Below are 25,080 nucleotides of genomic sequence, written 5' to 3'. Positions count from 1 at the left end.
ATCAAGCATCTATACAATTTTTCATTTAGTTTACTGTCACATCTGTTACTGTGTACAGCACGGTCTGAACAGTAATATACTGGCCTCCTGCTTCAATTTGATGCAGGATATACAAATTTGGACCTTTTGTATGGTAATACTAGATTGAAACAGTACGGAACTGCGTATATAATAAAAAATAGAAGAGTACATCTAATGTGGCATCTGGCATCTCCACCGGAAAGAAGGAGGACATTTATGTCAGAAGAAAGTCATGTTGCGTATCAAAACAAAGACATTGCGGCAAAGTATCTGGCTGAGCATTTTTCAGACAAGTCTTTTGCTGCCTATGGGGTGAAGGTGCCCCGGATAGAGGCCGCTGAGAAGGCCGTTAAGAAAGCGGCTAAGAGGGCGAAAGAGGCCACTGAAAAAGCCACGAAAAAAGCTGCTAAAGAAAATGAAACCGAGATTGTAAAAAGAATGCTGGCTAATAATATTCCTCTGGAACAAGTGAAAGCAGTCGTGATTATTTTAACGGAGGATGAGATAAATAACCTGCAAAAGGCAATATTATAAAATAGAGTTTCGCTTGCGAAACTCGCGCCTGCGACGGTCGCATTATCTGTCTTTTCTATCTTGCAGGTCAGTTCTCTTCCAAGAGCAGGATTTCTCAGGCAGGTAACCTGTGGACACTCTGTATCTGCAAGCTCTGGTGTATTTCTATTGTCAGACGAGGGGAGCGATTTATACCGGCGGCTTAAAAACACCTACGAAGATAACCTTCAATTAGAAACCGCAAATCACGGGATGTTAGAGGGTTTGGTCAATCTCTCGGATTTCTCTGATCAAATGATATTAACCGATTGATCTTTAAAACATTGCTCGGCTGCTTCTACTTTCTTGTTTCATTATCTTACACGGTATAATTTTTTCCGGTCTTCCAGATACTGTTTCTTCTCCTGAATCTCTTTTTGCAATTCCGCTATCTCTTTATTATCTACAGTATCCTTTTCCAGATGTAAAATTAGCTGGTCTTGTTTCTCTATAATTTCCTCTTGTATTTGAGCGGGTGTTACTTTCATCAACTCAAAACTATATGTTACCTCCTGCTTAATGCGGTCCAGATTATCGGCCGTTTCTTGCTGGATACGTTCCACTTCCTCTTTAATTTCCTGCAGTCTTTGATTGATACGGTCAGTCCGGTAGATGACATCTGGATACGCATCTGCAATTCTCTTATAAAAAATCGATTTATTGCTCATAAGAAGCTTAATTTCTTTGCTTATACTCTCCGTATTGTCAGCTTCACTATTTTCTACACTGCTTTTCACAAACTTCATGACAAAATGAGAGGTCAGATAATCTGCAGACATAACAAGTATAATTATAATGGTCAGCGTATATAAGCCTCTCACTGGAATCCTGTCAAACAGGGAATACATAATTGGATTGATTACCTCAATCACCAATGTGCCCCCGATTCCAAACAGAATCAGATTCCCAATCCAGATACGTCCATGAAGATTCATTGGTTTTGTACTATAATCCCACCATCTGGCATGAAACCTCTTTTCCAGATAATAACTGACGGCATATTCCAAAATTCCACAGCCAATAAAGGAAATACTGAATGTTGTTCCGACAGATGACTCCACACCAGATAATATACTTACTATTACTGTAATAAATACAATACCAGAACCATAAATTGGACAATAGGGGCCAATCAAAAACCCCCGATTTATAAAATGATGATATTGTATGTATTTAAGAACCACTTCCATACACCAGCCTAATACTGAAAATACAAAAAATAATAAAATTAAGTAACAGATTTGCTGCAAAAATGAATATTCCATTATCAATTTCAACCCTTTCATCAATGGTTATTCTGTGTATATTGCTTCTTCTAAAGGTTTATTTATTCTGCCTCACAACACGGCAGGGATTTCCATATGCTATTGTATTATCCGGGATATCTTTTGTAACGATACTCCCCGCACCAATTACCACATTATCTCCTATTGTAATGCCGGGCATAATAATGGCCCCGCCGCCAATCCAGACATTATTTCCTATCGTAACCGGTGCTGTCTGCGTTTTACAGAACTCAAATGAACCATCCTCTCTGGGTTCCCCAAAACGGTCAAGCGCATTTGTCGGGTGAAATGCTGTATATATCTGTACATTGGGAGCAATGAGTGCATTGTCTCCTATGCGGATAATATTGTCATCTAAAAACGTACAATTCATATTTACTTCACAATTGTTTCCAAAATAAATATTATTTCCATAGTCTACAAAAAACGGGGCAGTTATCCAAAGGTTTTTGCCTCTTCCTCCCAATAGTTCATTTAAAATTTCTTCTTTTCTCTTTATGTCAACAGAATTGGAATTGTTATAAATCCTTATCAAATCCTTCGCCTTGTGCCACTGTTCCAGCAATTCCGGATCACCACAATCATAAATTTGTCCCGCTAACATTTTTTCTCTTTCAGTCATAATCTACACCTCAAATTCTAATTGGTATTTCTTCCGTTAAAAGCAATACAGGTTTTTCTCATCTGCCCCTGTTTTGTATTTTTCCCCGATTCTTAGAAAACTACTAATATCAACCTTCCATAATTCCAACATATTACCGGATTCTGCTCTACTCTTTTCAATACGGGAATATGGTATCCAGGCTAAAAATTCTATCCTCAAAACTCACTACAATATTCCCGCCATATTTTTCTACCACATGCCGGATACTTTTGAGTCCGAATCCGTGATAATTGGCATCGCCTTTTGTACTCAGCGGAAGTCCGTTCTGAAAACGCAGCTCTTCTTCACAGTAATTTTCTATATGTATCCCCAGCACGTCCTTCCGTGCATAGCCGATCAGGCTGATAACTCTCTTTTCATCGGGTAGGTTTCTGGCACATTCTATGGCATTATCTAGGGCATTGCCGAAAATAGCCGCGATATCGCCGGGGCTGATGTGCTCCAATTTTGTTCCGTCTACCATATAGGAAAACTTGATATGATATCTCTCACACAGCAGATTTTTCTCAGATAAAATGATATCGAGCGGTCTGCAGCCTGTCTTTGCCAGTCCGTCATATATATCCACTGCCTGCCGGATTTCCTCCAGTTGGGACTTGTCTGTACTTTCTTTACTCTCTAACTCTAAGATACGATGCTTCAAATCATGGCACTTCATATTAATGATTTCTACTGTCTGGCGGGACAGGTTATATTGCTTTTCATTTTCTTTCAGCAGTTGTTCCAAAGCTGCTTTTTCCTCACCCAGCCGGAACTGTTCTAAAAATCCAAATTGCACGAACAGGCTTAAGATACAGCAGAATACAAACGGTGCGCGGCAGACTACCATCAAATCCAGTCCTTCTTTGATCAGCCTGTCCTGCAGAACCCAGCACACAATTAAAGCCATAAAGGTCATTGCCAGAATTTTTTTCCTGTCCGTGCTGATGTCCGGAAGATTCTCGATTCTTTTGACACAGCAAAAATAACAAACAAGATAGACGATTCCGAAGACGAGGAACATTTCCCATGAGACCATCTGGAATGTAGTTCCAATCAATCCACAGAATATGACATTCAGGTTATTGGCAAGATTCTGCACTGTAAATGCCCCTATAGTGCAGAATAAAATATCTGCAAAAGAACGCTTAAAACACAAGAACATATAGAGCAGTAAAAACAGAAGAATCAGTATGGTCCGGAATCCGGTATAATACTGCATTACGAAAGCAGGCCCTAACACAGATAACAGATAAAAAAGCACACCGCCGCCCGTCAAACGCAATATAAAATGCTTTCTTTTTTCCATATGGCAGAAAAAGAGAAACTCCGCCAGCAATAACTGCAGAATAAAGCAGGTGATATTGATGAGATGTTCTGAGTTTATTCCTAACACCTGTAAAATAAACATGTTTAATATCCTCCTCTGTTTATATAGGTTGTCATCTTGTCAAGAAAGGATTTCTTATAGGTACGTGAGATTCTAAGCTCCACATCATTCACTTTCACAAATTCACTCCGAAAGCAGGTGATACAGCCCATGTTCACACAATAAGATTTACTGCAGCAGCCGAACCTGTCCTCAGGCAGTTTTTCCATAAAATCCGACATAGTACTCCGGATTTTAAATTCTCCGCGTTCTGTATGCAGGAACAAATAATGCTTATAACTTTCAATGTATAAAATTTCATCCACATCCAGCTTCATATTCCCCTCGTCGGCAGGAATAAATATATATTTACTCTGCTGCCGGTCACAGATACGGATGACTTTGTCCAGCTTCAATGAAAAATTAAAATATCCAACCGGCTTCACCATGAAATCCAGCGCCTGTACCTCATACCCGTTAATTGCATACTGTGCCATGTTTGTAATAAAGATCAGGCATACGTGCATGTCCATCATACGCAGTTTTCTGGCTGCGTCCAGCCCATTCAGATGAGGCATCTCGATATCCATTAAAATCAGGTCATAGCAGGCTTTATACTCGCTGATAAATTCCAGACCATCCCTGAAATACTCCGTCGTGATTTTTCTCTTTTTTTCCTTTTGATAGCGCCCGATATAGTCCTCTAACATATCCACACTATTTTTATCATCTTCCACAATGGCAATCCGAATCATATTCCCCTCCAGGCCGTAACATTGTTAAATCAGGAAATGTCAGGGCCCCAAAACCGGAACCCTGACACCATTGTACCATATCTTTTTGACGACTACATTGCTTCTTTTTCAAATCCGTGGTAAGACGCAATCCAATACATGATTAAAGAAACTAGCATGAAAACTGCTGAAAATACGTAAGACTTCACTGTCTCAAATCCGTACAGCCCGGATACTACATAACCAAGGGCATCTACCTGTGTACGGAAGCTTAACACAAGCGCGGCTGCCACAAGAACGGCATCAGCCATTATCACCAGATTCACCGCTTTCCTCCCTCTTACAAATACCAGAAACACAACTGCGGCGGCCTGAAGCAAAACAACTACTGCCAGCAGTGTCACAATAAGGGGTTCTGTATTTTTGGCCTGCCGGTATATAATGATACCTGCCAGCGCCAGTACAGCTCCCAAAATACTGAAATAAAAACCAATTGCTTTATTCTCCAGATATTTCATTTACGATCTCCTCCTTTTTCTTACCTTTTTGTACAGAAGCTTTGAAAAACAAGAAAGCAAACACGACTGTCAGTAAACCGAAAGCAATCTGCACTCCCAGCAGTGTTCCCTGCCACCAGGTCATAACCTTTACATAACGGGTAGAGCTTGTAATCGAATTCATGGTATTGCTTTTCACGGTATTGTAGACAAAATATTTTATATTATCTTTCATTCTCTGCTGGAAAGCTGCATCCCCTGCAATCAGTTCCAGATTCTCTTTGGAAGTCATGGAGCCAATCTCCGAGGTTTCATATGCGGAAGTTGTCAGGCACCCGCCGCCGCCTCCAAATACATTGTCTCTCCAGTTCATGTAATCCGCACCATTGACCATATCGGTTACGGTATAGCCTTCATATCCCCATTCCTCACGTGCAATCTGCATCTGCAGCCCTGCATGGGCCCCGGAGAAAACAGAGCCTGCGCGGTTGAAACCAGTCATTACGCCCTGTGCATAATTGTTGGACATGACACCCTGGAAACACCGCAACTCGTTTTCCCTTGCAGCCTGTTCTGTAAAGAATGTCGACGTACCGGAACGATTCAGTTCCTGATGGTTAAATGCATAATGCTTTGGCATCATCATTATTCCCTTACTTTGTCCGCCCCTGCACACCGCCTGCCCTAACAGGTTTGTCAGCATTGCATCCTCTGAATAGTACTCATGGTTTCTGGAGCAGTAAGGAGACCGGTGCAGATTCAGTCCCGGTCCTGCAATAGAGTTCACATTCGCCCAGAGACCGTCTTCCCCGAACAATTCGCCTTCTCTTTCTGCAAGTTCCTTGTTAAATGTTGCCGCAACAACAGGTTCTGTAGGCATAGAACTCATGGAATACTGTGCGTAAGGATTATCCTCTGGCACATAAGTCGGCTCATCTTTATTCGCATCTGTCCACCTGGTCTTATAACCTGCGATCTGGTCATAGCTGAAACCGATTGGGCCATCATACCAAATCGCTTCTGTCAGGCCAATGGAATCTAATTTTTCAAAATTCTTGTCTCCGGCTTTTTCGAGGAAATTTGCTGCTTCCTCCATAGTTAGCTGATCCAGAAGCTCATCCCACTTAGGATCTGACAGCGGCAGTACCCCCTGATAGTTTCCGTCATTATCCGTGATAATAAAATCTACGGCACGCAGTCCGTTATCTGCACCCCATGTCACATCACCCGCACTGCCATTTTCGGTAAGTTCATATGTAGAATTCGTCAGACCCTTCATCATTTCCTCGGTAGGAGTCAGTCCTTCTACACTTTTCCAGCCTTTTGACCAGTCTGTTCTGGTTGTATATTCTGCCGCATCCGGAATCTGTTTATTAATATCCGCATCCTGAAGTGTGTTCTCCACATTCACGGAATATGTCTCCTGATCTTCCTGCAGCGATACCTTTACAACATTTTCTTTTTTTATTGTCTCATCCGTAGTTATCCGGGTCAAATTATCCGTTGTTCCGGTTTTATCCGCCAGAATGTTGTTCAATGCCTCATGGGCGCCATTCCCGACGGTAAAATAATATTCTCCTTCATCCAGAACCCATGCACCCTGTGTGCCATTTGCTTTCACGGCATCTTCGTCATAACTTGCCAGATACTGCGGGTCAAAAGTGATCTCCAGCGTCTCGGATTCACCCGGTTCCAGCACCTTCGTTTTTCCAAAATCCAAAAGCTGTACGGCTGCCTTTTCTACGCCATTTTCCGTATACGGAGTCTGGACATAAAGCTGTGCCACGTCCTTGCCAGCCACGTCGCCGACATTGGTCACTGTAACTTTTGCCATACCTTCTCCGCCTATGGATACATCAACCGACTCCAGCTTCTGCTCAAATTTTGTATAAGAGAGTCCGTAACCGAAGGGATAGGTGACTTCATCCTCATAACTCCATGCGTTTCCGGTAGAAGCGCCTTCCGGTGAATCTGCATTTCCTTGTCCGAGAACTGTATCTTCATAACGTGTCTCATAATATTTATATCCAACATAAATCCCTTCTGTTTCTACTACATACCAGTCTGCTTTATTCGTCTCGGTAAGCTCTGCGTCTGCTCCCGCTGTAGAATTGTTACTATATAAATACAGGCCGAAATTGTTCATAGACGGGGAAGAGGTAACATTGGATGCATAGGTATCAGAAATATGACCCGATGGATTCACATCCCCTGAAAGCACATCGCATACCCCCAGAAATCCATTCATTCCCGGCAGTCCTGTCCAAAGGATGGAGTCAATGTCCTGATCCTGTTTCAGTTCTTCAATTTCCATAGGCATATCCGAATTAATCAGGACAATGACTTTCCCATTGCTGTTTTCCTTTGCCAATGCAATCATTTCCCTCTCATAAGCAGAGATAGCCAGCGGGCGCTCAAAGCTGTCCCCATTGGGATCCTTCATATTGATGCTGTAGTCAGCCGCTTCGGAACTGTCACGTGATAAAACAACGACCGCCGTCGTGTCTTTGGCAGATGCCAGCACATCATCCGTGTACAGACTGCCCGGTGCCTCTCCTACTAAATAGCTGTCTGCCTCTTTATAAGATGCTGCAAAGGCAGGTGAAAGGCTGTGTCCCGGAACTTCATTTCCGAAGAAGGATGCCTTGCGGTAATAAGGCGCACATACATCACTTGCGTAAAATGCTTTCATACTCTCATTTACCTGAAAGCCCCTCTCCTCCATAGCCTCCTCAATTCCATAGGCGGTCTGTCCATGCTCTGCATCTGCCACAACAGAGGACCCGATCAATCCTGCCAGCCCGGGCAGATGGCTGTTCAGCCCCCATAAAGTCACTTTCTCCGATTCTTTATTTAACGGAAGAGCCTGATTCTCATTTTTGAACAAAACAGATCCCTCCGAGGAAATCTCTGCGGCCAGTTCTTCTTTTGCCTGTACCAGTTCTTCCAGACTGTCAAATTCGGAATCGTAATAGATACCGTCGCCGCTGCTTTCAGACTGCTCCATCCGATACCCGGTCGTCCCCAGCCGCGAATTAATAAAATCTGCTCTGGCATTTGCAATAGAACCCCCGCCCACAGCAACTGCCATTAACGAAGCAGTAACGGTTGTCAGGCACCGCCAGCGTTTTTCTGCACTTTGTTTCATTTCCTTTTTCCTCCTTTTTGCTTTGGTTTTCCTACCTTGTGCCCATTGTAGCAGGAAAGCACGGCCGTGCACGTTTCAGGCAATTTTGACCAAAAATCAGGCAAAAATGACATTTACAATCCGATTATGCCAAAAATGCGGTCACTTTTGCCAGCAACAGCATACCGCGGCGGTTTGTGATACAATGTCTATGTACTATTTCATTGAAAGGAAAAATAAGAAAGTATGAAAGACAGAAATATTATTTTACAGAAACTTACGACAATTGCCTTTACCGTAATACTTCTGGCAGGGATTTATATTATAATAGAACAGCTACTGCTGAAAGAAATGGTTTCCGCTCTGAATATTTGTTTCGTTGAATCTATACTATGTTTGACTGCCTATTGTGCATGGAAGAGTCATGTTTCCTATTTATTTCTCCCAGCAGCCATCGGCAGTGTTATTTTATTGTTCTGTACCTGTTTTCTGGGAGTCACCCCTATAGATAAACGTTATCTGGTGCAGGCTGCCGCCGCAATTACAGCCCTGATATCCGGTACCGCAGTCTGGCTGCCCAAACGCAGAGTTTTGTCCCTCCGGTCTGTACCAAAAGGCACAGCCGCTGCCGTACTTCTTCTCACAGCATTTTCTCTCTGCTTTTGGGGCATCAATACATATCTGCACAAACAAGACATGACAGGTGCAGGAAAAAATATCTGGGCAGTACCTTCCGTATATGACCATACACCGGAAGAACAGGCCGGAACTCTTGAGAAAATCGATTACCAGACCAAAGCCTATGCCACCGATCACAGAACGGTAACAAAAAGCGCATATGTATATCTGCCCTTCGGCTATGATCCTGAGAAATCTTATAACATATTTTACCTGATGCACGGGACCGGTGATGACGAATCCTACTGGCTGGAGAAAAATGCCTATAACAAACTTATGGTGGACCGGATGACGGCGGATGGCATTATCGGGCCTATGATTATCGTAACACCCAGCTTCTATGTAGAAGACGACTGCGCCGGTGATTTGGACCAGCTCACTTATTCCTTTCAGGACGAATTGCGAAATGACCTTATGCCGGCAGTGGAAGGCACTTATTCCACCTATGCCGAAAGCTGTGATACGGATGGCTTTACCGCCAGCAGGGACCACCGGGCTTTTGCCGGATTATCCAGAGGAGCTGTAACAACACTCCACTCTGCCCTGTGCGGCAGTTTGGATTACTTTTCATGGTTTGGCGCATTCAGCGGCAGCCGGACAGACGGAGCCTATTTGCAGGAAACCATACAGACGGACAGCATGAAAGATTACCCCATCCATTGTTTCTACACAACCAGCGGCAGCTATGATTTTGCACTTTCAGGTCAAATCGCGGATTACCGCTCCATGCTGGATACAGAATCACGGCTAAAAGAAGGCGTAAATACCACTTTTGACGTGTTTCCCATGCGGTATCACTCCACGGGGTCATGGCATCTGGCTTTATATAATTTCCTGCCGCAGATATTTCTTGACTCTTTAATTAATTAATATTTACACATTTCCACTCCGCAGCTGTCTGCCACCATATTTAATTTCTCCATTTTTTCATCTGACAAAGCGGCTGTTTCTCCCATGTCATACTCCCTTCCCAATGCCTGATACTTGCCTCGTCCCAGCTTATGGTAAGGGAGCAGTTCATATCCGGCCACGCTCCCTTTTGCACCTCCTATAAATGTCCCGATCCTTTGTATCTCATCCTCGGAATCGTTAAACCCCGGAATAACAGGTGTTCTGGCTACTAATTCAAAGGAATACTTATCTGCCAGTTCTGCCATTAAGCAAAAATTATCCAGAATCTGACTGTTCCCAGAACCTGTCCATAACTTATGTTTCTCGTCATTCATAGATTTTAAATCAAAAAATACCATATTTACATAGGGTGCGATATTTATAATATCTTCTGCCTTCCCTGTTCCGCATGTCTCAATTGCTGTATTTATCCAATTAGCCTGAAGAGATTCCAGTAATGCAGCGAGAAAATCCGGCTGTGACAGAGGTTCCCCACCCGAAACAGTCACGCCGCCCCCGCTTTTCAGATAGAAAGCCATATCCCGTTTTGCCCGGGTGACTACTTCTCCTACTGTCATCTTTTCACCGCTTATTTTTCTGCATCCTGCATAGCATTGAGCCACACATGGAAATGCAGTATCCCGGTCTGCACATTTTCCGCAGATTTCCCGGTCAGGCACAGGGGAATCTGCAAGCGCTCCATAAGGACAGCTTTCTATGCACGCACCACATGCGATGCAGGTATCCGGGAAAAACATCAGTTCACGCCCGGACTTTTGTGTCTCAGGGTTACAGCACCACCTGCACCGCAGGGGACAGCCTTTTAAAAATACAGTCGTCCGCACTCCTAAACCGTCATTCAGGGCATAACGCTCAATATTTGCAATCAGGCCTGTTCTTTCTTCTATGCTCTTATTTATTCTGGTCTGAACCATCACTTCACCGCTTTCTTAATCATTGCGGTTGGCAAGTACAGCCGCCACAATAATAATCCCTTTAAATACCATCTGCGGATATGAGGCAATTCCCAACAGATTCATCACATTCATCAGGATCCCCATTAAAAATGCCCCGATTAAAGTCTTAACTGCACTCCCTGTACCGCCTGACAGGGCGGCTCCTCCGATTACAACGGATGCAATCGCATCTAACTCATAGCCATCCCCTACTGTGGCCGTTCCCATACTTAAACGTCCTGCAAGAATCATTCCTGCCATCCCGAAAAGAAATCCCCCGATTGCATAGACTGCCACAAGATATCCCTTTACATTAATTCCTGCAAGCCTCGCTGTCTCCTGGTTTCCGCCGATTGCATACAGTCCCCTGCCATACTTGGTCTTATTTAAAACGAAAAGTACGATAAGGAATACTACAATCATAATAAAAATCGGGGTCGGTATGAACAGGACAGACCCTTGGATAAACTCTGGCCAGAATGTCCCGTCAATTCTTCGGTTTTCCCCAACCTGATACATGTAAGCAAGCCCTTTTAAGATAGAAGTCATCGCAAGTGTCACAATGAAGGGGGCCACCTTTGCATAAGCTACAAGGACTCCAGTGATACAGCCAAACAGGACTCCCAAAGCTCCAACAGCCACGATCGCTGCCGGTCCCATCCCATTCTGGATAAATCCCGCCGTCAGACATACGCAGATACATACATAAGAACCTACAGAGAGGTCAATTCCACCGGTAATGATAATCATGAGCATACCCAGTGCACAGATTGCAGAAATGGAATTCGTTATGAGTACCGATGTGATATTCCCAACTGTTAAGAATACCGGTGTTGCAAAACAACTGAAAATAAATATGATGATAAATGCAATAATTACAAAATTATTTTTTATAAATTTTCCTGCTTTAAAATGATCCGTTTTTCCGCCGCCTATTTTCTCCATACCCTGATTCCTCCTAACAATTTGCCGTATTCGTTGCATATTTCATAATATTCTCTTCTGTCAGCATTCCTTTATGAAGTTCCCCTGTCAGACTGCCCTCATTCATGATGTACACCCTGTCACTCATGCCGATGACTTCAGGCAGGTCAGAAGAAATCATAATAATTGCCACACCTGCTTCTGCCAGTTCTTTCATAATTGTGTATATCTCATATTTTGCTCCCACATCAACGCCTCTGGTCGGCTCGTCCAAAATCAGGATTCTGGGGTTTGTTGCAAGCCATTTTGCCAGTACTGCTTTCTGCTGGTTACCGCCGCTCAGGCTTTTTACTGGATGATACATACCCGCCGTCTTAATTTTCAGTTCATCTATAAACTTTTCCGTAAGTGCGGCCTCCATCCTCCTGTTGAGCATATGGCGGGCCCGTACTTTATCCAATGCTGCCAGGCTGCAGTTAAAACACAGTGACTGGTCAACGATTAATCCGTTTCCTTTTCTATCCTCTGTGACAAACCCGATTCCTGCCCGGATTGCTTCCTTTGGGCTCTTAAAATGAACCTCCCGGCCATCCAGCAAGATCTTCCCTTTGCCGGTTATCCGGTATCCGCCTGTTACCGCCATCATTAGTTCTGTCCTGCCAGCCCCAAGAAGCCCTGATATTCCTACGATTTCGCCCCGGCAAAATTTCATGTTGACATGACTGACTATATTCTTTCCCTCATATTCAGGATGGCGTACGCAATAATCCTGGATTTCCAGAATGACCTCCCCAGCCTTAGTTTCCATACCCGGATACATGTTCTTCAATTCCCGCCCTATCATATAAGAAACAAGGCTATCTGTAGTCAGCTCAGATGTCTTTTTTGTCACAATCATTTTTCCATCTCTCATAACAGATACGGTATCTGTCAGTTTGAATATTTCCTCCAGCCTATGACTGATATAAATAATCGTAATGCCGTCTTCTTTTAAATCCTTTAGAATACGGAACAGGATTTCTGTCTCTCTGTCTGTAAGGGGGGCCGTCGGCTCATCCAAGATCAGGACCCGCCCGCCCATCATGATTGCCTTTGCAATCTCAACCAATTGCTGCTGCCCGACGCTTAAATACTTTACCTTCGATTTCACATCAATTGAAAGTGACAACCTTTCCAGTGCCTCTTCTGCCTTCCCATAGATTGTTTTCCAGTCAATCCCCGTGCGGTTTTTGGGCAGATGTCCCAGAAATACATTCTCCGCAACACTGATTTCCGGTATCAGTGCCAGTTCCTGATGTACCATGACAATGCCAGCTTTATTTGCATCATCGGGGCTGGTAAGCTTTACCTGTTTTCCTTTTACCCACACACTGCCCTCATATGTATGATGAGAAAAACTGCCGCTTAAAACGTTCATCAATGTAGATTTACCCGCGCCATTTTCACCTATCAATGCATGGATTTCTCCTTCTTCCACTTTAAGGGACACATCATCTATCGCTTTCACTCCGGAAAATGCTTTTGTTATCTGCTTCATTTCAACTGCAAGCCCCATATCCATCCTCCTTTTCAACTATGCTCCGTTTGTTCCACTGCTCCATTTACGAAAAGACCGTTTTTAGGCGGTCTTTTCCTTTACCCGTTCAATAGGGTTAATATGTGGAGTCCGCGTCGTACACATCATCTACATTACTCTTTGTGTAACATGTATTCGGCACGTTGAAAGTGGCCGGAGTGGTAACGCCCGATGCCTGCTTTGCTGCAAGATATACCGCCCATTTCCCCATGATTCTCGGGTCATTTGATACTGTTGCAACAACACCTTTATCACCATCTTTAATCCATTTCAGGACTGATTTTCTGCCATCTATTGACGTGATCATGATTTTGCCTGTTTTTCCAGCCGACTCTATTGCAGGAACAACTCCCTGACATCCACCGTCACATGCACTGAAGATAATATCCAAATCAGGGTTTGCCTGCAGGACATCCGTTGTAACTGTCATTGCAGGTTCCGGCTGCCAGTTATAATACTGGTATGCAACGATGTCCAAGTTAGATTTTCCATACTTCTCAAGCATATAATCGTTGTAACCATTAATCTGTCCCCATCTTCTTAAATCAGATTCTTTTTCCTGGGCGGCAGCGGATAAAACCAACGCTTTTACAGAATCTTTCCAGCCATATTTTTCATCAAAAGCTTTTGCAAGCTCAAAACCTCCCTGATATCCACTATTTTCTACATCTGCCGAAACAAACGTAAACGGGGCAGCCTCTTCGCTCATTGCACTATTTACGACTGTCAGAGGAATACCGGCGTCATGTACCTTCTGGATTGCAGGGAGAAGACCTGAAGAATCCTTCGGGTTAACAATGATTGCATCCACTTTCATATTAACTGCCGTTTCAATGTCCCCCATCTGCTTCGTAATATCGTCTTCTCCATCGTATACAGTCAGTTTTACTCCAAGATGGTCTGCCTCAATCTGTGCTACCTTGACAAGCTGCTCATACCACTCGGAACCAGCGATATTTCTCTGGGAAAGTGCAATCTGCAGCCCTTCAAACTCATTTTCTTCCCCCACAGGTTCTTCCGGAAGGGTATTCAGCATCTCATTCGACGGTGTAAAACTTTCCCCCGTTGATTTACTGGCTGCTGTATTTTTTGTGTCAGCATTCTTTTTCTCGCTGGCGCTCTGGCATGCAGCTAAAGTTCCCATCATACATACACACAGTAATACACTCAATATCTTCTTTTTCATATTTTTTACCTCCTCGTTTTGCAGAACTCTTTTTTCCTTCGTATTTTTTCATGTACAAGATCCCTATAGTTTTTCTTCTGTCCTCTCGATAATATCCTGCTGGACATCCTTTGATAACTGTGTAAAATAAGCGCTGTAACCGGCCACCCGCACCAGCAGGTTTGAATATTCCTCCGGATGCGCCTGAGCCGCCAGCAGGGTTTCGCGGCTTACGATATTAAATTGCATCTGTGCTCCGCCGGATGCAAAATATTCATCAATCAGGCTCACAAATCTTTTCAGGCCATCATTCCTCATAACCCGTTCCATAACACACCTCCTAAATTTTTATAATGTACTCATTTGCTGTTTTATATCAGAACCCACTCAATACAGGTCCGATGGATTAAATTTGAGATTATAAAGCGACCCGCATGAAAGCAGTATATTGTTAATCTTCGATACAGAGCGGATTGCCGCTGTTGGTCCATTCGTGTCGGTTCCTTTCATTGGGGACTGCCCGTCCGCAACCGGGGTATACGCATTACGTCCATCCGGGGTAGCACCGCACACCTTTCCAAACGGAGTATTGCTTGACACTGTACTTGTAGAACAATGCAGTGTGCCGCCAATGGGACCCCGCCCATAGCGTGTATTCTTGTAGGAGCACAATTCATTTGCCACAAATGCCAGCATCTCCCTTGCCAGATCATCCACTTCATCGATATCATTGCCATACTTCCCTACATTTTTGCAGAGAGCCTGTATCTGGGGGCCGGACGGTTTTGTCTCCCTGTCAGTGAAGTCTGTTTCCAATGCATGTTTCATCTGTGCTCCAGTTATAAGCTTATCGTCAAAAACTAATTTCTTAATCGCATAGAGGCTGTTAGCAATATTGGCCGTTCCTATGGTCTGCTGCCCTGTAAAATCGTATTTTGCCCCACCCTGCTTGAAAGTTTTCCCTCGTTCAAGTGTCGTCGTGGGACATCCAAATACGGATGTCATAGGCTCATTCATATGCTCTTCCCAAAGCTGGTCAATCGTATTTTCCAGAATAGCTTCCATTTTTATATAATATTTCATCTGGTCCTTATATGCTTCCTTTGCTTCTTCAAAGCTTTCAAATGCAGCAAGGTCCTTCCCGCTTTTATTAGGATGCAGGCAGATACCGGTTCTCGGGTCCTTTCCATTATACAGAGACATCTCCAATGCTTTTGTACAGTTCAGCCACGCTCCACCCGTCCTTCCGCCAAGCAGCCCGGCAGGTCCGGGTTCCACACAGCCTATAATGCAGTAGTTATACGCATCATCCAGCTCATACCCCCTATTCAGAAGTGCAGGGATATAAGTCTCATCATTAAAGATGGAGGGCAGCCCTGTTCCAAGACGTACTACCTCAGCCACCTTCATTTTGAACTCAAACGGTGTGTTTTTATGGAAACGGACTGTCAGGGACGGCTGCGGAATCCTTGTATTGTAGATGGCATCCAGACAAATATAACTAAGTTCATTGGTTGCATCACATTTTTTTACAGGGTCCTGACCGCCAATTGTTAAATTCTGGAACATCGGAACGCCGCGGAAATAATCTGTATCCTGCCAGCTCCTTACTTTGTTGCTTGTATATATCTGCAGGAAGAAATTCTCTACCAACTCAGTTGCCTGCTCCCTGTCCAGAATTCCGTCATCCACATCCTTTTTATAGAACGGATACATAAACTGGTCAAACCTTCCAAAGGAGATTCCCACGCCGTTATCTTCTATATGCAGGCAGATATGGGTAATAATAATAAACTGAAGCGCTTCTTTAAATGTACGTGCCGGTTTGGCAGGCACATGGCTTAGCATATCGGCAATGTCTTCAAGCTCTTTTTTCCTGCCTTCGTCTGTTTCTTTCTCCGCCATCTCTCTTGCTAGCCTTACATATCTTGCTGCATAATCCATTACAGAAGCTGCCGTTACGGCTGCTGCCTCATAGAAATCTTTTTTCTTCACCACATCCGGATCGTTTCTCCAGTCCAGACTATTAAGTCCCTCCTCTGACAGCCTGATGATTTCCTCCAGACCGTGATGGAGCAGCCATTCATGGGCCGTGGCAAAATGCCCGTCTCCGCCCTGGAAGTAAGCTCCGATATCTGCAGCTTTAATTTCATAATGTGTCTGAAGCGCTTCCTTCGGAAGCCGGCTCCTCAGTCTGTCTACATGCGTCTTTCCTTTCCACCATCCGCAGATATGGCGGATATCTTCCATATCCTCCTCACGCAGGGTGTATCTGTCGGCCGGACGTTCGGAAGGAAAATAAGGATTTCCTTTGATAAACTCTTCTTCCATCCATTCCACTTCAAACTCCGGAAAAATCGGCGCCCACCGCGGTTTAGATGTCTGGTTGCCTGCAAACAGGCTCCCCGGCATAATATAAATGCTCATATTTTTTAGTACATGTTCGATTGCACGCGCCCTTTTCAGTACATTTGGCAGATCCGGCTCCTTCTCATAAAATTCAGTCAGATATTTCCCTCTTTCTACACAGATGCCGCTTTCGAAAGAAGTAATATACCTGTATAACTCGTCAATCCGCTTTGTTCTGACCGGCTGCGTGCTTATTTGATATGAAAGATTCCCTTCCATTTTTCCCTCCTGTTTTTATAATTTTTTTACCATGGTTTCTGACATGCCAGTTAATCTACCTCTATTCTATTTTTTAACGGATCTAGTTTCAACTCATTATCTTTAGGCAAATGAGTATTATCTTTAGATTTTTATACCTTTTGTATAGTTTTGAAAATCTTTCCATTTAATTTTTGTGTTTTTTCACTATAACTCTTGAAATCTAAATAACAATCCTTTATACTGATTCCCATCTTGATATAGCCATGAGACAAGGGGAGGATATTATGTTAAAGGTTCTAATTATTGATGATGAAGAAAAGGTCTGCCGGCTGATACAATGTCTCATCGACTGGGAGTCCCTCGGGCTTCAAATTGCCGGATTCTGCCATGATGGAATGGCTGCACTGGATAAAATCAAAGAGACATCGCCCGATATTATTATTACTGATATCAGGATGCCCGGATGTGACGGCCTTGCCTTAATCAAGGCCGCACAGGAGTTCAATCCGAAAATCCATTTCATCATTATCAGTGGATACGGGCAGTTTGATTATGCACAGCGTGCAATACAATACGGCGTTTCCGACTATATTCTAAAACCAATAAAGGAAAAGGAGCTTAAAGGGGCATTAATATCTATTGTAGAGAAGCAGCAGTCTATGGAGTCACACAAACAGCAGGATGAAGCAATCCGTCAGGAATTGAATTTCACACAGGAACGGATTAAATCAAACTTCATAAGCGACCTGCTTCTGACCCCCCAGCTCATGCGGACCTTCCATTCTGCAGCGGATATCAACCGGGCTTACTATACAGATTTTACGGAATCTGCATTTTCTTTTATCTGCGTCTTTCTGGACACACCATCAGAAAATGGGCAGGCTCTGGTTAATGATTTCCTGCTCAATAAAGCCGCGGGAATCATAGAAAATGAAACAAAACAATACCATGACTGTACGATTGCAGTATCCGGCAGTTATATTTACTGTCTGGTAAACGATGGTACAGAAAAACTTTCTCTTTTATACCAGACAATGAAGAACATACGTGGGGCCTTGCTGGCTTTAAAAGAAATATTTCCAGAGCTGCACGTTATTCTCCTGCAAAGCGGCATCAAAGACTCTTTCGAGGATATCCCTGCCTGCTTTGGGGAAATCAATTCTGCGCTTTGTGAAAAAATCCTGTCTGGAAACGATGCCATCTATTCCTACTCCAGACTGCCGCAATGCAAAAGCCATATAGCGGATTTTATTACGCCTACATTTAGAAACCAATATTTAACCTGTGCTGAAACCTTCCAGTATGAAGCTCTTAAAGAACAACTAAGCAGTCTTGCAGACAGGCTTATACACCTTGTTCCGGTGACAGGTGAATTTATTTGGCAGGTATACAAAGAGCTCATCTCATTATTTTTGTTTTTCCTTAAGCAGCATAAAATCGATGTATCTCTGGAAGAACTGACTAATAAATGGTACGATACTTTTCTTTCATTTACTTCCGTTTTGGATGCTTTTCATTATCTGGCTGAAGAGCACTGCCTCCTGTTGGAAGACTGGCGTTCCCATAAAAAGAAGTCCCAGTCCAAAGCAGTCCTTGCCGCGAAACAATATATCAACGAAAATTATGCAAAGGGGCTTACATTAGAGTTGATTGGACAGGAGGTTGGTCTTAACCCGTCCTACTTTTCTAATATTTTCAAGAAGGAAACTGGGAACAGCTTCGTAGACTATCTGACCGATATCCGCATACAGAATGCTAAAAACCTTCTTACGGAAACAGATTTAGAGATAATAGAGGTTTCAGAACGTACTGGTTTTAACGACTTAAAATATTTTAACAGGTGCTTTCGGAAAATAACGGGAATGACTCCCGCCGCTTACCGCAAACTTTTTTCCTGACAGGCAGGTGAATAACGTGAAAAGAACATATTACCGCATACTATGTATTATTCCAGTTACTCTGGTGCTGATATCTGACCTTGGCATTTTCCTCATGGTCTGTCTCCGCCAGACCTCCTTTTTCATGATTTTTATCTTGCTGGCCATAATTCACGTGGGATTGTCCGTGTACATCTGGTTCTGCCTGCACCGGCCTCAGAAGATCATGGAGGAGGCTGCCGCAGATTACCATTCCATACAGGACTTTGATGCTTTTTCGACATGCGCCTCGCCCTATCTGTCCGAAAACCTGCTGAACATGATGCGTGATTTTAAAAACCAGAAGATAGACTTTGCCTCCTCACAAAAACAAGCTGAATATCTGGCTTTGCAGAATCAGATTAACCCACATTTTCTGTACAACACACTTGAAGCTCTGCGTGGTGACACCTTATATGAGGGGCTGAACACAGTCTCATCGGTTATTGAAGCGCTTGCCACATTCTTCCGCTATACAATTACTGATACAGGCAACCTGACTACCCTTGAGAATGAGCTGGAGCATACGGAGAATTATTTTACTATCCAAAAGTACCGCTTCGGAGACAAGATCAACATGACAGTAAACTGGCCGGATGACAGGAATGAGGTTTTAACACTGCTGATTCCTAAGCTGACACTCCAGCCCATTATTGAAAATTCTATTTTTCATGGTTTGGAGAAAAAAAGCGGAAATGGAGAAATTACAATTTCTATCGAAACGACAGAACGATTCCTGTTCATCAATGTTTCCGATACAGGAATCGGCATGTCGCCTGCTATCCTGCGCCGGATTAATGAGTCGCTCCAAAACCTCGCCGGGTCTCCAAGAACTAATGACAGTCAGGAACATCAAAGTATTGCACTTCAGAATGTCGCCCGGAGAATTAAGCTTTTGTTTGGCAGTGAATATGGCCTGCATCTTTACAGCACGAAAGAAATCGGAACGGATGTACATATTATCCTTCCCAAAATACAGAAAAGGAATCTCACCCCATGAAAAAAGAATTGTTCCGCATCTTTAACCTGACTATCAGGCAGAACCGCTCTGCTATCCTGTCAAACCTCTATCTGCAGGTTTTCAAGGGAGAACATATCGGAATACTGTTCAATAGTTTTAATGAAAGAACCGCATTCTTAGACTTTATTGATGGTAAAATGCCTGATATAGAGGGGACAATTTATTTTGAAGAAACAGCTGTTACATATCCTGAGTATATCCGTTCATACAAAAAGGACATGGCAATTATTTTTGAATCCAGCCGCCTGATGGACCGGCTTTCTGTATATGAAAATTTATTTTATGAACAGCTTTCCTTTGTCTGGCTGACTGCAGAAAAGTATAAAAAGATGGCAGAAAGCCTGCTCGATTTCTTCCATCTTCCTCTGGATGTAAGCCAGAAAGTAAAGACATTGACAGACTTTCAAAGAATTGCCGTTGAACTAATAAAAGCATTTCTGCAGAAGAAAAAACTGATTTTTTTGTCGAATGCTGCCTCCCTCTTAGATTCCGGGGAATTTGAACAGCTTCTTACTATCCTCAATATATTGGAACAGCATGGGATTACCTTCCTGATTGGAGAAACTTTTGATATCCGCCTTTTTAAACTTACAGAATCACTTCATCTGATCAAAAATGGGCAGATTATCCGGATTCTGCCGCGTGCACAGATATGTCAGGAGGAGATACAAAAATCACTTGGCTCATATGCCATTCTACATAATCAGAAAAATCATTGTCAGGACAGTGATTTACAAAATTCTGTCCTGACTTTTGAAAATGTACGGGACCAGCTTCCTGTCCCACTTTCATTTACGCTGAAAAAGGGGCAGATTTTAAAAATAATCTGTACCAGCAATCGGGAAACAGAATATCTCTTAGCACTGCTGAGACGGAAAATATTATCTGGCAGCGGAAAGATTTTCTTTAAAGGACAGCCACTTACCAAAGTCAACCCCAGACAATATCTAAAAAGCTGCAAAGTGATTGAATCAAATCCCCGCCAGAAGGTACTTTTCCACAACATGAGCGTACTCTATAACTTATGTGTGCCGCTGGACCAAAAAGTTCACAACTTCTGGGGGAATCCAAGCAACCAGAAAGGTGTGGAATACACCCTGCGTGATATTATCGCCCCCAAATATCTACCGATGAATATTGACCAGGTGCCTATGGAAATCGTTCAGAAAGTCATCTACTGCCGCTGGCTTCTGTATGTACCGGATTTGCTTGTCTGTATTAATCCTTTTTCGATTATAGATACCTCTTTAAACCAGATTACGCTTGAGATGCTCCGTCTTCTGTCTGCAAAGGGGATCAGCATACTCATAATCTCCAATCACTGGACAATGGATACAGAAATAGACGGGGAAGCCGTTTTTCTGACACAAATCTAAATTTTCTTTTGCGCCTAGAGCTATACAAATATGATAAGATATAAAAAGTAAACATTATATCAAACTGTTTTGATTTTGAGGGAAAAGGGGACGATGAAAGAGATGCTTCATGTATCAATCTGTGACAATGAGCTATTTGCTGCTGCAAAAATAGAGAGCATTGTGAAAAGTGAGTTGGAGAAACAGCATATTCCGTGCGTGGTGGAGCTGTATAATAACGGAGAGGATTTCTTAAAGCAGTATCAGATCAGGGATAATGAATTGATTTTCCTTGATATCGATATGCCGGGGAAATCCGGTATTGACGTAGTGAAGGAGCTGGAACCCGTACATAAGAATAAGAACATTATATTGATTACAGGGTTTGACAATCTGATCCTTGAGTCTTTATCTTATTGTCCGTTTCAAATCATCCGTAAGGCAGATATGGAACGAGATATCCCCATCGGGCTTAAGCGGTACCATGAGAGACGGAGACGGGATGAGGACCCGCTGGAGATAAGCAGCGGCGGTAAAGTGTACCATATTAAGAAGCAGGAAATTACTTATCTGGAGAAATGGCGGAATTATGTAGTAATTCATAGAAACGTCGGGCAGGAACTGAAGATGCGGGGCAGCATACGGCAGTTCGAAGCAATGTTATCAGGCGGCGGATTTGTCAGGGTACACGCAGGATGCATTGTAAATATGAATTATTGCCAGACCATTGAAAAAAATGAGGTGCTGCTTACCGGTGAAACAAAAATTCCAGTCAGCAGGGACAGAATTAAGATCGTAAGGGAACAGTTTATGATTAGCAGGAGAGATTGAGATGGAAATTGCACAGGTAATTATAGGGCAGTGTCTGACTGTTTTGGAGAATGTGATCGTATTAGACTTTGTGGTGAAGGTTTTGGGATGGAAAGAAAATGTCATCCGCAGGAAAGTATGCTTTGGGGCAGTATGCGTACCATTGCTTATGATCTCACAGTTTAATGCATTTCTTATCCCCTATAGCTTTGCGGCAACTATAACAGCTGATATTATAATCATCTGTTTGTTTGCCGGACATTTTTTGCAGGGCCAGAGACAGATGCAGATATTCTGGTGTCTGGTTCCATTTATCATTGTAACTATAGGAAGTACATTGATGACGCAGATAATAGAAAGCCTTGTCGCAGAATCAGCGAGGGGATTTATTGGCGGCGGTAGTATGCTTTTGATGGTTAGTGCCATACTATCCAAGTTGTTTTTATATGTGGTATTATCATTAATCAGAAAAATGGTGATCGGACGGATGATCCGGCTTACAAGGCTGCATTGGATGATGACCAATACGCTGAATATCATTGTACTTATCATAGAATATCTGCTGCTTCAGACAATTTACCTGAAAAATGTCAGCCAGAACATAAAAGTTATGCTTATACTAGTGTCAGTATCATTTGGGATGTTAAGTATCTATGTCTGTTACGCCGTATTTGTTATTGGTGACAGGAATGAAAAAGTACTTCGCTATGAGATTGCCCAGATGCAAAAGTCAGAGGTCCAGCGGCAGATACAGGAAATAAAGCAGGAGGAATTCAAGATCAGGTGCCTGCGGCATGATTATAACAATCATTGTCTGGATATGCAGTATCTGCTGGATAAAAAAGAGTATGATCAACTGAGGATGTATCTGGAGAAACTGTCAGGCCGTTATTTAAAAGAGGATACTGACAGTATCCAGACACACAACCCGTTCGTAGATGCAGTGGTAAACCGTGCCTTTGTAAGATGCAGGGAATGTAAAACTGACCTTATATGTACCATTACAGGTAATATCTCAGGACTTACAGGGATCGAAGCGGCGATCATTCTTTTTAATCTGTTGGACAACGCGGTGGAGGCCTGTGAAAAGGTAAAAGACGGAGGAAAAATAGAGCTTACGGTAAGAAGCGAGGCCGGAGGTTATAATCTGTTTCTGAAAAATACGACGGTAAGTCCGGTACTTCAGGAAAACCGGTATTTCCGTTCGGATAAAAAAGAAAAAGACCTGCATGGAATTGGGCATTTTAGTGTAGAGGATGCGGTAGAAGAGTCTGGTGGAATGCTGGAATATTATGAAGAAGGGGATTTTTTCTGTACCCATGTTTTCCTGCCGGATAAGCAAAGTATACCGGATTTACAGCAGACTGTACCACTCTAATTGAATCTTCACAGCCTTGTGATATATAATAAGCCCGTATATTAATCGTGACGGTTTAGACACGTTCGATAAAAGGCAAGGAGAATGAAGAATGAAAAAGGGAAGAATCATAGGGGTATTCACACTGGCTTTAACACTACTGCCAGGGATGCAGGTGCATGCAGAGGAGAACAGCCCCGCACTTACGCTTGATGTCAGCGCACCGGCAGGAATGTCAGGGACAAGCGCAAAAGCAGGGGATACGCTTACATTTAGCATTAATCTAGGCGGTGTAAAAGGGAAAGATAATTTGGGCGGTTCTTATCTGCGTTTCCGGGTGGCGTCGACACAGAATGTGGACGATGCAGTAGACAGAATTGGGGATCCCGAGATGACATCAAACTGCAGTTATATCTCAAATGGCGGAAAAGCCAAAGGGCTTACGACTCTGCGCTTAGATGCAAATATCAAGGATCTGGATGGTAATGCAGAGGTAGTGGTAACCCTTCCAGTTACGAATGATATGAAAGGTAAAACGCTGTATTATAAAGTGGATCTACGGCCGGATTCAGGCGGTATTCCCGGCATCGCGGCATTTGCTGAGACAGATGTCAGGAGTGTCAGCGTGGAGGACAGCGCCGACCCTGAAGAAAGCGATCAGCAGATTACTCTTACAGCCCAAGCCGGAGCAGATATGAGTAAACTGGAAAAGGGGAAGGTATTTCCCATAGAGCTGACAGTAACGAATCCAAACCCGGAGGCTCTGCCGCATGTCTATATAGCTGCAGGCTACAGTGAAAAGGGCATGTATGATGAAGAAGGAAATGACACCGGAGTGGAACCGGAACCGTTAGGGTCATTTGCGGGCCTGCCCAACGGAGTAACACAGCCGGAGGCCGGGGCAGCCTATATTCCCACATTGGCAGCAGGGGCTTCTGTTACGTTGAAGCTGAATGCGGTAATCCCTGAGACTTACGGGAAAGAAAGTATTGTATTTTCCTATGCTGCAATATCCTTTGCAGATGAGAATCAGGAAGAACCCCTTGCAGCGGCGATTATAGAAAATAAAGGAACAATTGTAAAACCGGCAGATGTTCCACAAGATCCGGAAAAGCCTGCACCGGGTAAACCTGATCCTGAAACCACGAAGCCAATTGCGGGTCCGTCCGGTCAGAACCAGCCTGAAAAACAGACGCCCGTGTTTAAAACACCGTCCCCAAAAACCGGAGATACAATGACAACTGCCGGAGTACTGGCAGTATTGATTGTATTAATGGGCAGCGCAGGCGTAATCGCAGAATTGTCACGAAAACACATCAGAAAATAAGTAGACAGATAGATGGCGGATTTGTAAATCATTTCCGCCATGTAGCTTTACGATCTTTTTTACTATCGGAAGTCCGAGCCCTATGCCTTCTTCTGGCAGTCTGGCCGCCTGCTAGCAGGAAGTCTTTACACTTTGGGGATTTAAGCGACGGTCAACTCATGATTATGACACGCGGCAACAGCAAAATCAATGTGTATAGAAAACAATGCAGTCCTGCTGGGCCTGGAATGTTGGAAGCAGGTTCATCCGGGACTGGACACAATTC

18 protein-coding genes and 1 pseudogene are annotated in these 25,080 nt (G+C 43.4%); 8 read left to right on the top strand and 11 right to left on the bottom strand.

The window, feature by feature from the left end:
• The first annotated feature begins 237 nt into the window (after positions 1 to 237).
• Positions 238 to 555: a hypothetical protein gene (locus tag DWX43_RS16195; protein WP_118621024.1), complete on the top strand. Its 318-nt coding sequence runs from the start codon at positions 238 to 240 to the stop codon at positions 553 to 555.
• Between the two features lie 332 nt (positions 556 to 887).
• On the opposite strand, the gene DWX43_RS16190 is transcribed toward DWX43_RS16195, so the two are convergent.
• From DWX43_RS16190 to DWX43_RS16165, 6 genes are all read right to left on the bottom strand, one after another.
• A complete protein-coding gene (locus DWX43_RS16190; protein WP_118621103.1) occupies positions 888 to 1,838 on the bottom strand; it encodes a putative ABC transporter permease in 951 nt (316 codons plus the stop codon).
• Positions 1,839 to 1,896: 58 nt separating this feature from the next.
• Positions 1,897 to 2,481, bottom strand: coding sequence for a sugar O-acetyltransferase (locus DWX43_RS16185; protein ID WP_118621023.1), 585 nt, complete (start codon positions 2,479 to 2,481; stop codon positions 1,897 to 1,899).
• Positions 2,482 to 2,638: 157 nt separating this feature from the next.
• Positions 2,639 to 3,913, bottom strand: a complete 1,275-nt coding sequence (locus DWX43_RS16180) for an ATP-binding protein (protein WP_118621022.1) — start codon at positions 3,911 to 3,913, stop codon at positions 2,639 to 2,641.
• A 2-nt stretch (positions 3,914 to 3,915) separates the two neighbouring features.
• Positions 3,916 to 4,626: a LytTR family DNA-binding domain-containing protein gene (locus DWX43_RS16175; protein WP_118621021.1), complete on the bottom strand. Its 711-nt coding sequence runs from the start codon at positions 4,624 to 4,626 to the stop codon at positions 3,916 to 3,918.
• A 92-nt stretch (positions 4,627 to 4,718) separates the two neighbouring features.
• Positions 4,719 to 5,123 carry a hypothetical protein gene (locus DWX43_RS16170; protein ID WP_118621020.1) on the bottom strand — a complete coding sequence of 135 codons (405 nt, stop codon included), beginning with the start codon at positions 5,121 to 5,123 and terminating at the stop codon, positions 4,719 to 4,721.
• Positions 5,104 to 8,250, bottom strand: coding sequence for a glycoside hydrolase family 3 C-terminal domain-containing protein (locus DWX43_RS16165; RefSeq protein WP_118621019.1), 3,147 nt, complete (start codon positions 8,248 to 8,250; stop codon positions 5,104 to 5,106). The genes DWX43_RS16170 and DWX43_RS16165 overlap by 20 nt, the downstream gene beginning before the upstream one ends.
• A gap of 225 nt (positions 8,251 to 8,475) precedes the next feature.
• Here DWX43_RS16165 and DWX43_RS16160 point away from each other — a divergent pair, with 225 nt between their 5' ends.
• On the top strand, positions 8,476 to 9,777 hold the full coding sequence (locus DWX43_RS16160; RefSeq protein ID WP_118621018.1) for an alpha/beta hydrolase-fold protein: 1,302 nt from the start codon (positions 8,476 to 8,478) through the stop codon (positions 9,775 to 9,777).
• On the opposite strand, the gene DWX43_RS16155 is transcribed toward DWX43_RS16160, so the two are convergent.
• From DWX43_RS16155 to DWX43_RS16130, 5 genes and pseudogenes are all read right to left on the bottom strand, one after another.
• Positions 9,774 to 10,733 (bottom strand): glycyl-radical enzyme activating protein, encoded by a 960-nt coding sequence (locus DWX43_RS16155; RefSeq protein WP_118621017.1) that lies wholly within the window; start codon positions 10,731 to 10,733, stop codon positions 9,774 to 9,776. The two genes, DWX43_RS16160 and DWX43_RS16155, sit on opposite strands and share 4 nt — an antisense overlap.
• Positions 10,734 to 10,748: 15 nt before the next feature.
• Positions 10,749 to 11,699 carry an ABC transporter permease gene (locus tag DWX43_RS16150; RefSeq protein ID WP_181368837.1) on the bottom strand — a complete coding sequence of 317 codons (951 nt, stop codon included), beginning with the start codon at positions 11,697 to 11,699 and terminating at the stop codon, positions 10,749 to 10,751.
• 13 nt (positions 11,700 to 11,712) lie between these two features.
• Positions 11,713 to 13,233 (bottom strand): sugar ABC transporter ATP-binding protein, encoded by a 1,521-nt coding sequence (locus DWX43_RS16145; protein ID WP_243099340.1) that lies wholly within the window; start codon positions 13,231 to 13,233, stop codon positions 11,713 to 11,715.
• Positions 13,234 to 13,330: 97 nt separating this feature from the next.
• Entirely contained in the window at positions 13,331 to 14,440 is a 1,110-nt protein-coding gene (locus DWX43_RS16140) for a substrate-binding domain-containing protein (protein ID WP_109733470.1), read from the bottom strand.
• Between the two features lie 63 nt (positions 14,441 to 14,503).
• Positions 14,504 to 17,047: pseudogene (locus DWX43_RS16130) on the bottom strand (pyruvate formate lyase family protein).
• Positions 17,048 to 17,313: 266 nt separating this feature from the next.
• Here DWX43_RS16130 and DWX43_RS16125 point away from each other — a divergent pair.
• From DWX43_RS16125 to DWX43_RS16100, 6 genes are all read left to right on the top strand, one after another.
• A complete protein-coding gene (locus tag DWX43_RS16125) occupies positions 17,314 to 18,927 on the top strand; it encodes a response regulator (RefSeq protein WP_182440731.1) in 1,614 nt (537 codons plus the stop codon).
• Between the two features lie 16 nt (positions 18,928 to 18,943).
• Entirely contained in the window at positions 18,944 to 19,945 is a 1,002-nt protein-coding gene (locus DWX43_RS16120) for a histidine kinase (protein ID WP_243099339.1), read from the top strand.
• Positions 19,942 to 21,342 carry an ATP-binding cassette domain-containing protein gene (locus DWX43_RS16115; protein ID WP_118621013.1) on the top strand — a complete coding sequence of 467 codons (1,401 nt, stop codon included), beginning with the start codon at positions 19,942 to 19,944 and terminating at the stop codon, positions 21,340 to 21,342. The genes DWX43_RS16120 and DWX43_RS16115 overlap by 4 nt, the downstream gene beginning before the upstream one ends.
• 93 nt (positions 21,343 to 21,435) lie before the next feature.
• A complete protein-coding gene (locus tag DWX43_RS16110; protein ID WP_243099338.1) occupies positions 21,436 to 22,152 on the top strand; it encodes a LytTR family DNA-binding domain-containing protein in 717 nt (238 codons plus the stop codon).
• A 1-nt stretch (position 22,153) separates the two neighbouring features.
• Positions 22,154 to 23,509: a GHKL domain-containing protein gene (locus DWX43_RS16105; RefSeq protein ID WP_118621012.1), complete on the top strand. Its 1,356-nt coding sequence runs from the start codon at positions 22,154 to 22,156 to the stop codon at positions 23,507 to 23,509.
• Positions 23,510 to 23,600: 91 nt separating this feature from the next.
• On the top strand, positions 23,601 to 24,815 hold the full coding sequence (locus DWX43_RS16100) for a hypothetical protein (protein ID WP_118621011.1): 1,215 nt from the start codon (positions 23,601 to 23,603) through the stop codon (positions 24,813 to 24,815).
• Positions 24,816 to 25,080 lie beyond the last annotated feature (265 nt).

The organism is Clostridium sp. AF19-22AC, assembly GCF_003479085.1.
Taxonomy (GTDB): domain Bacteria; phylum Bacillota; class Clostridia; order Lachnospirales; family Lachnospiraceae; genus Faecalicatena_A; species Faecalicatena_A orotica.
This window is presented reverse-complemented; position numbering and strand designations above follow the sequence as displayed.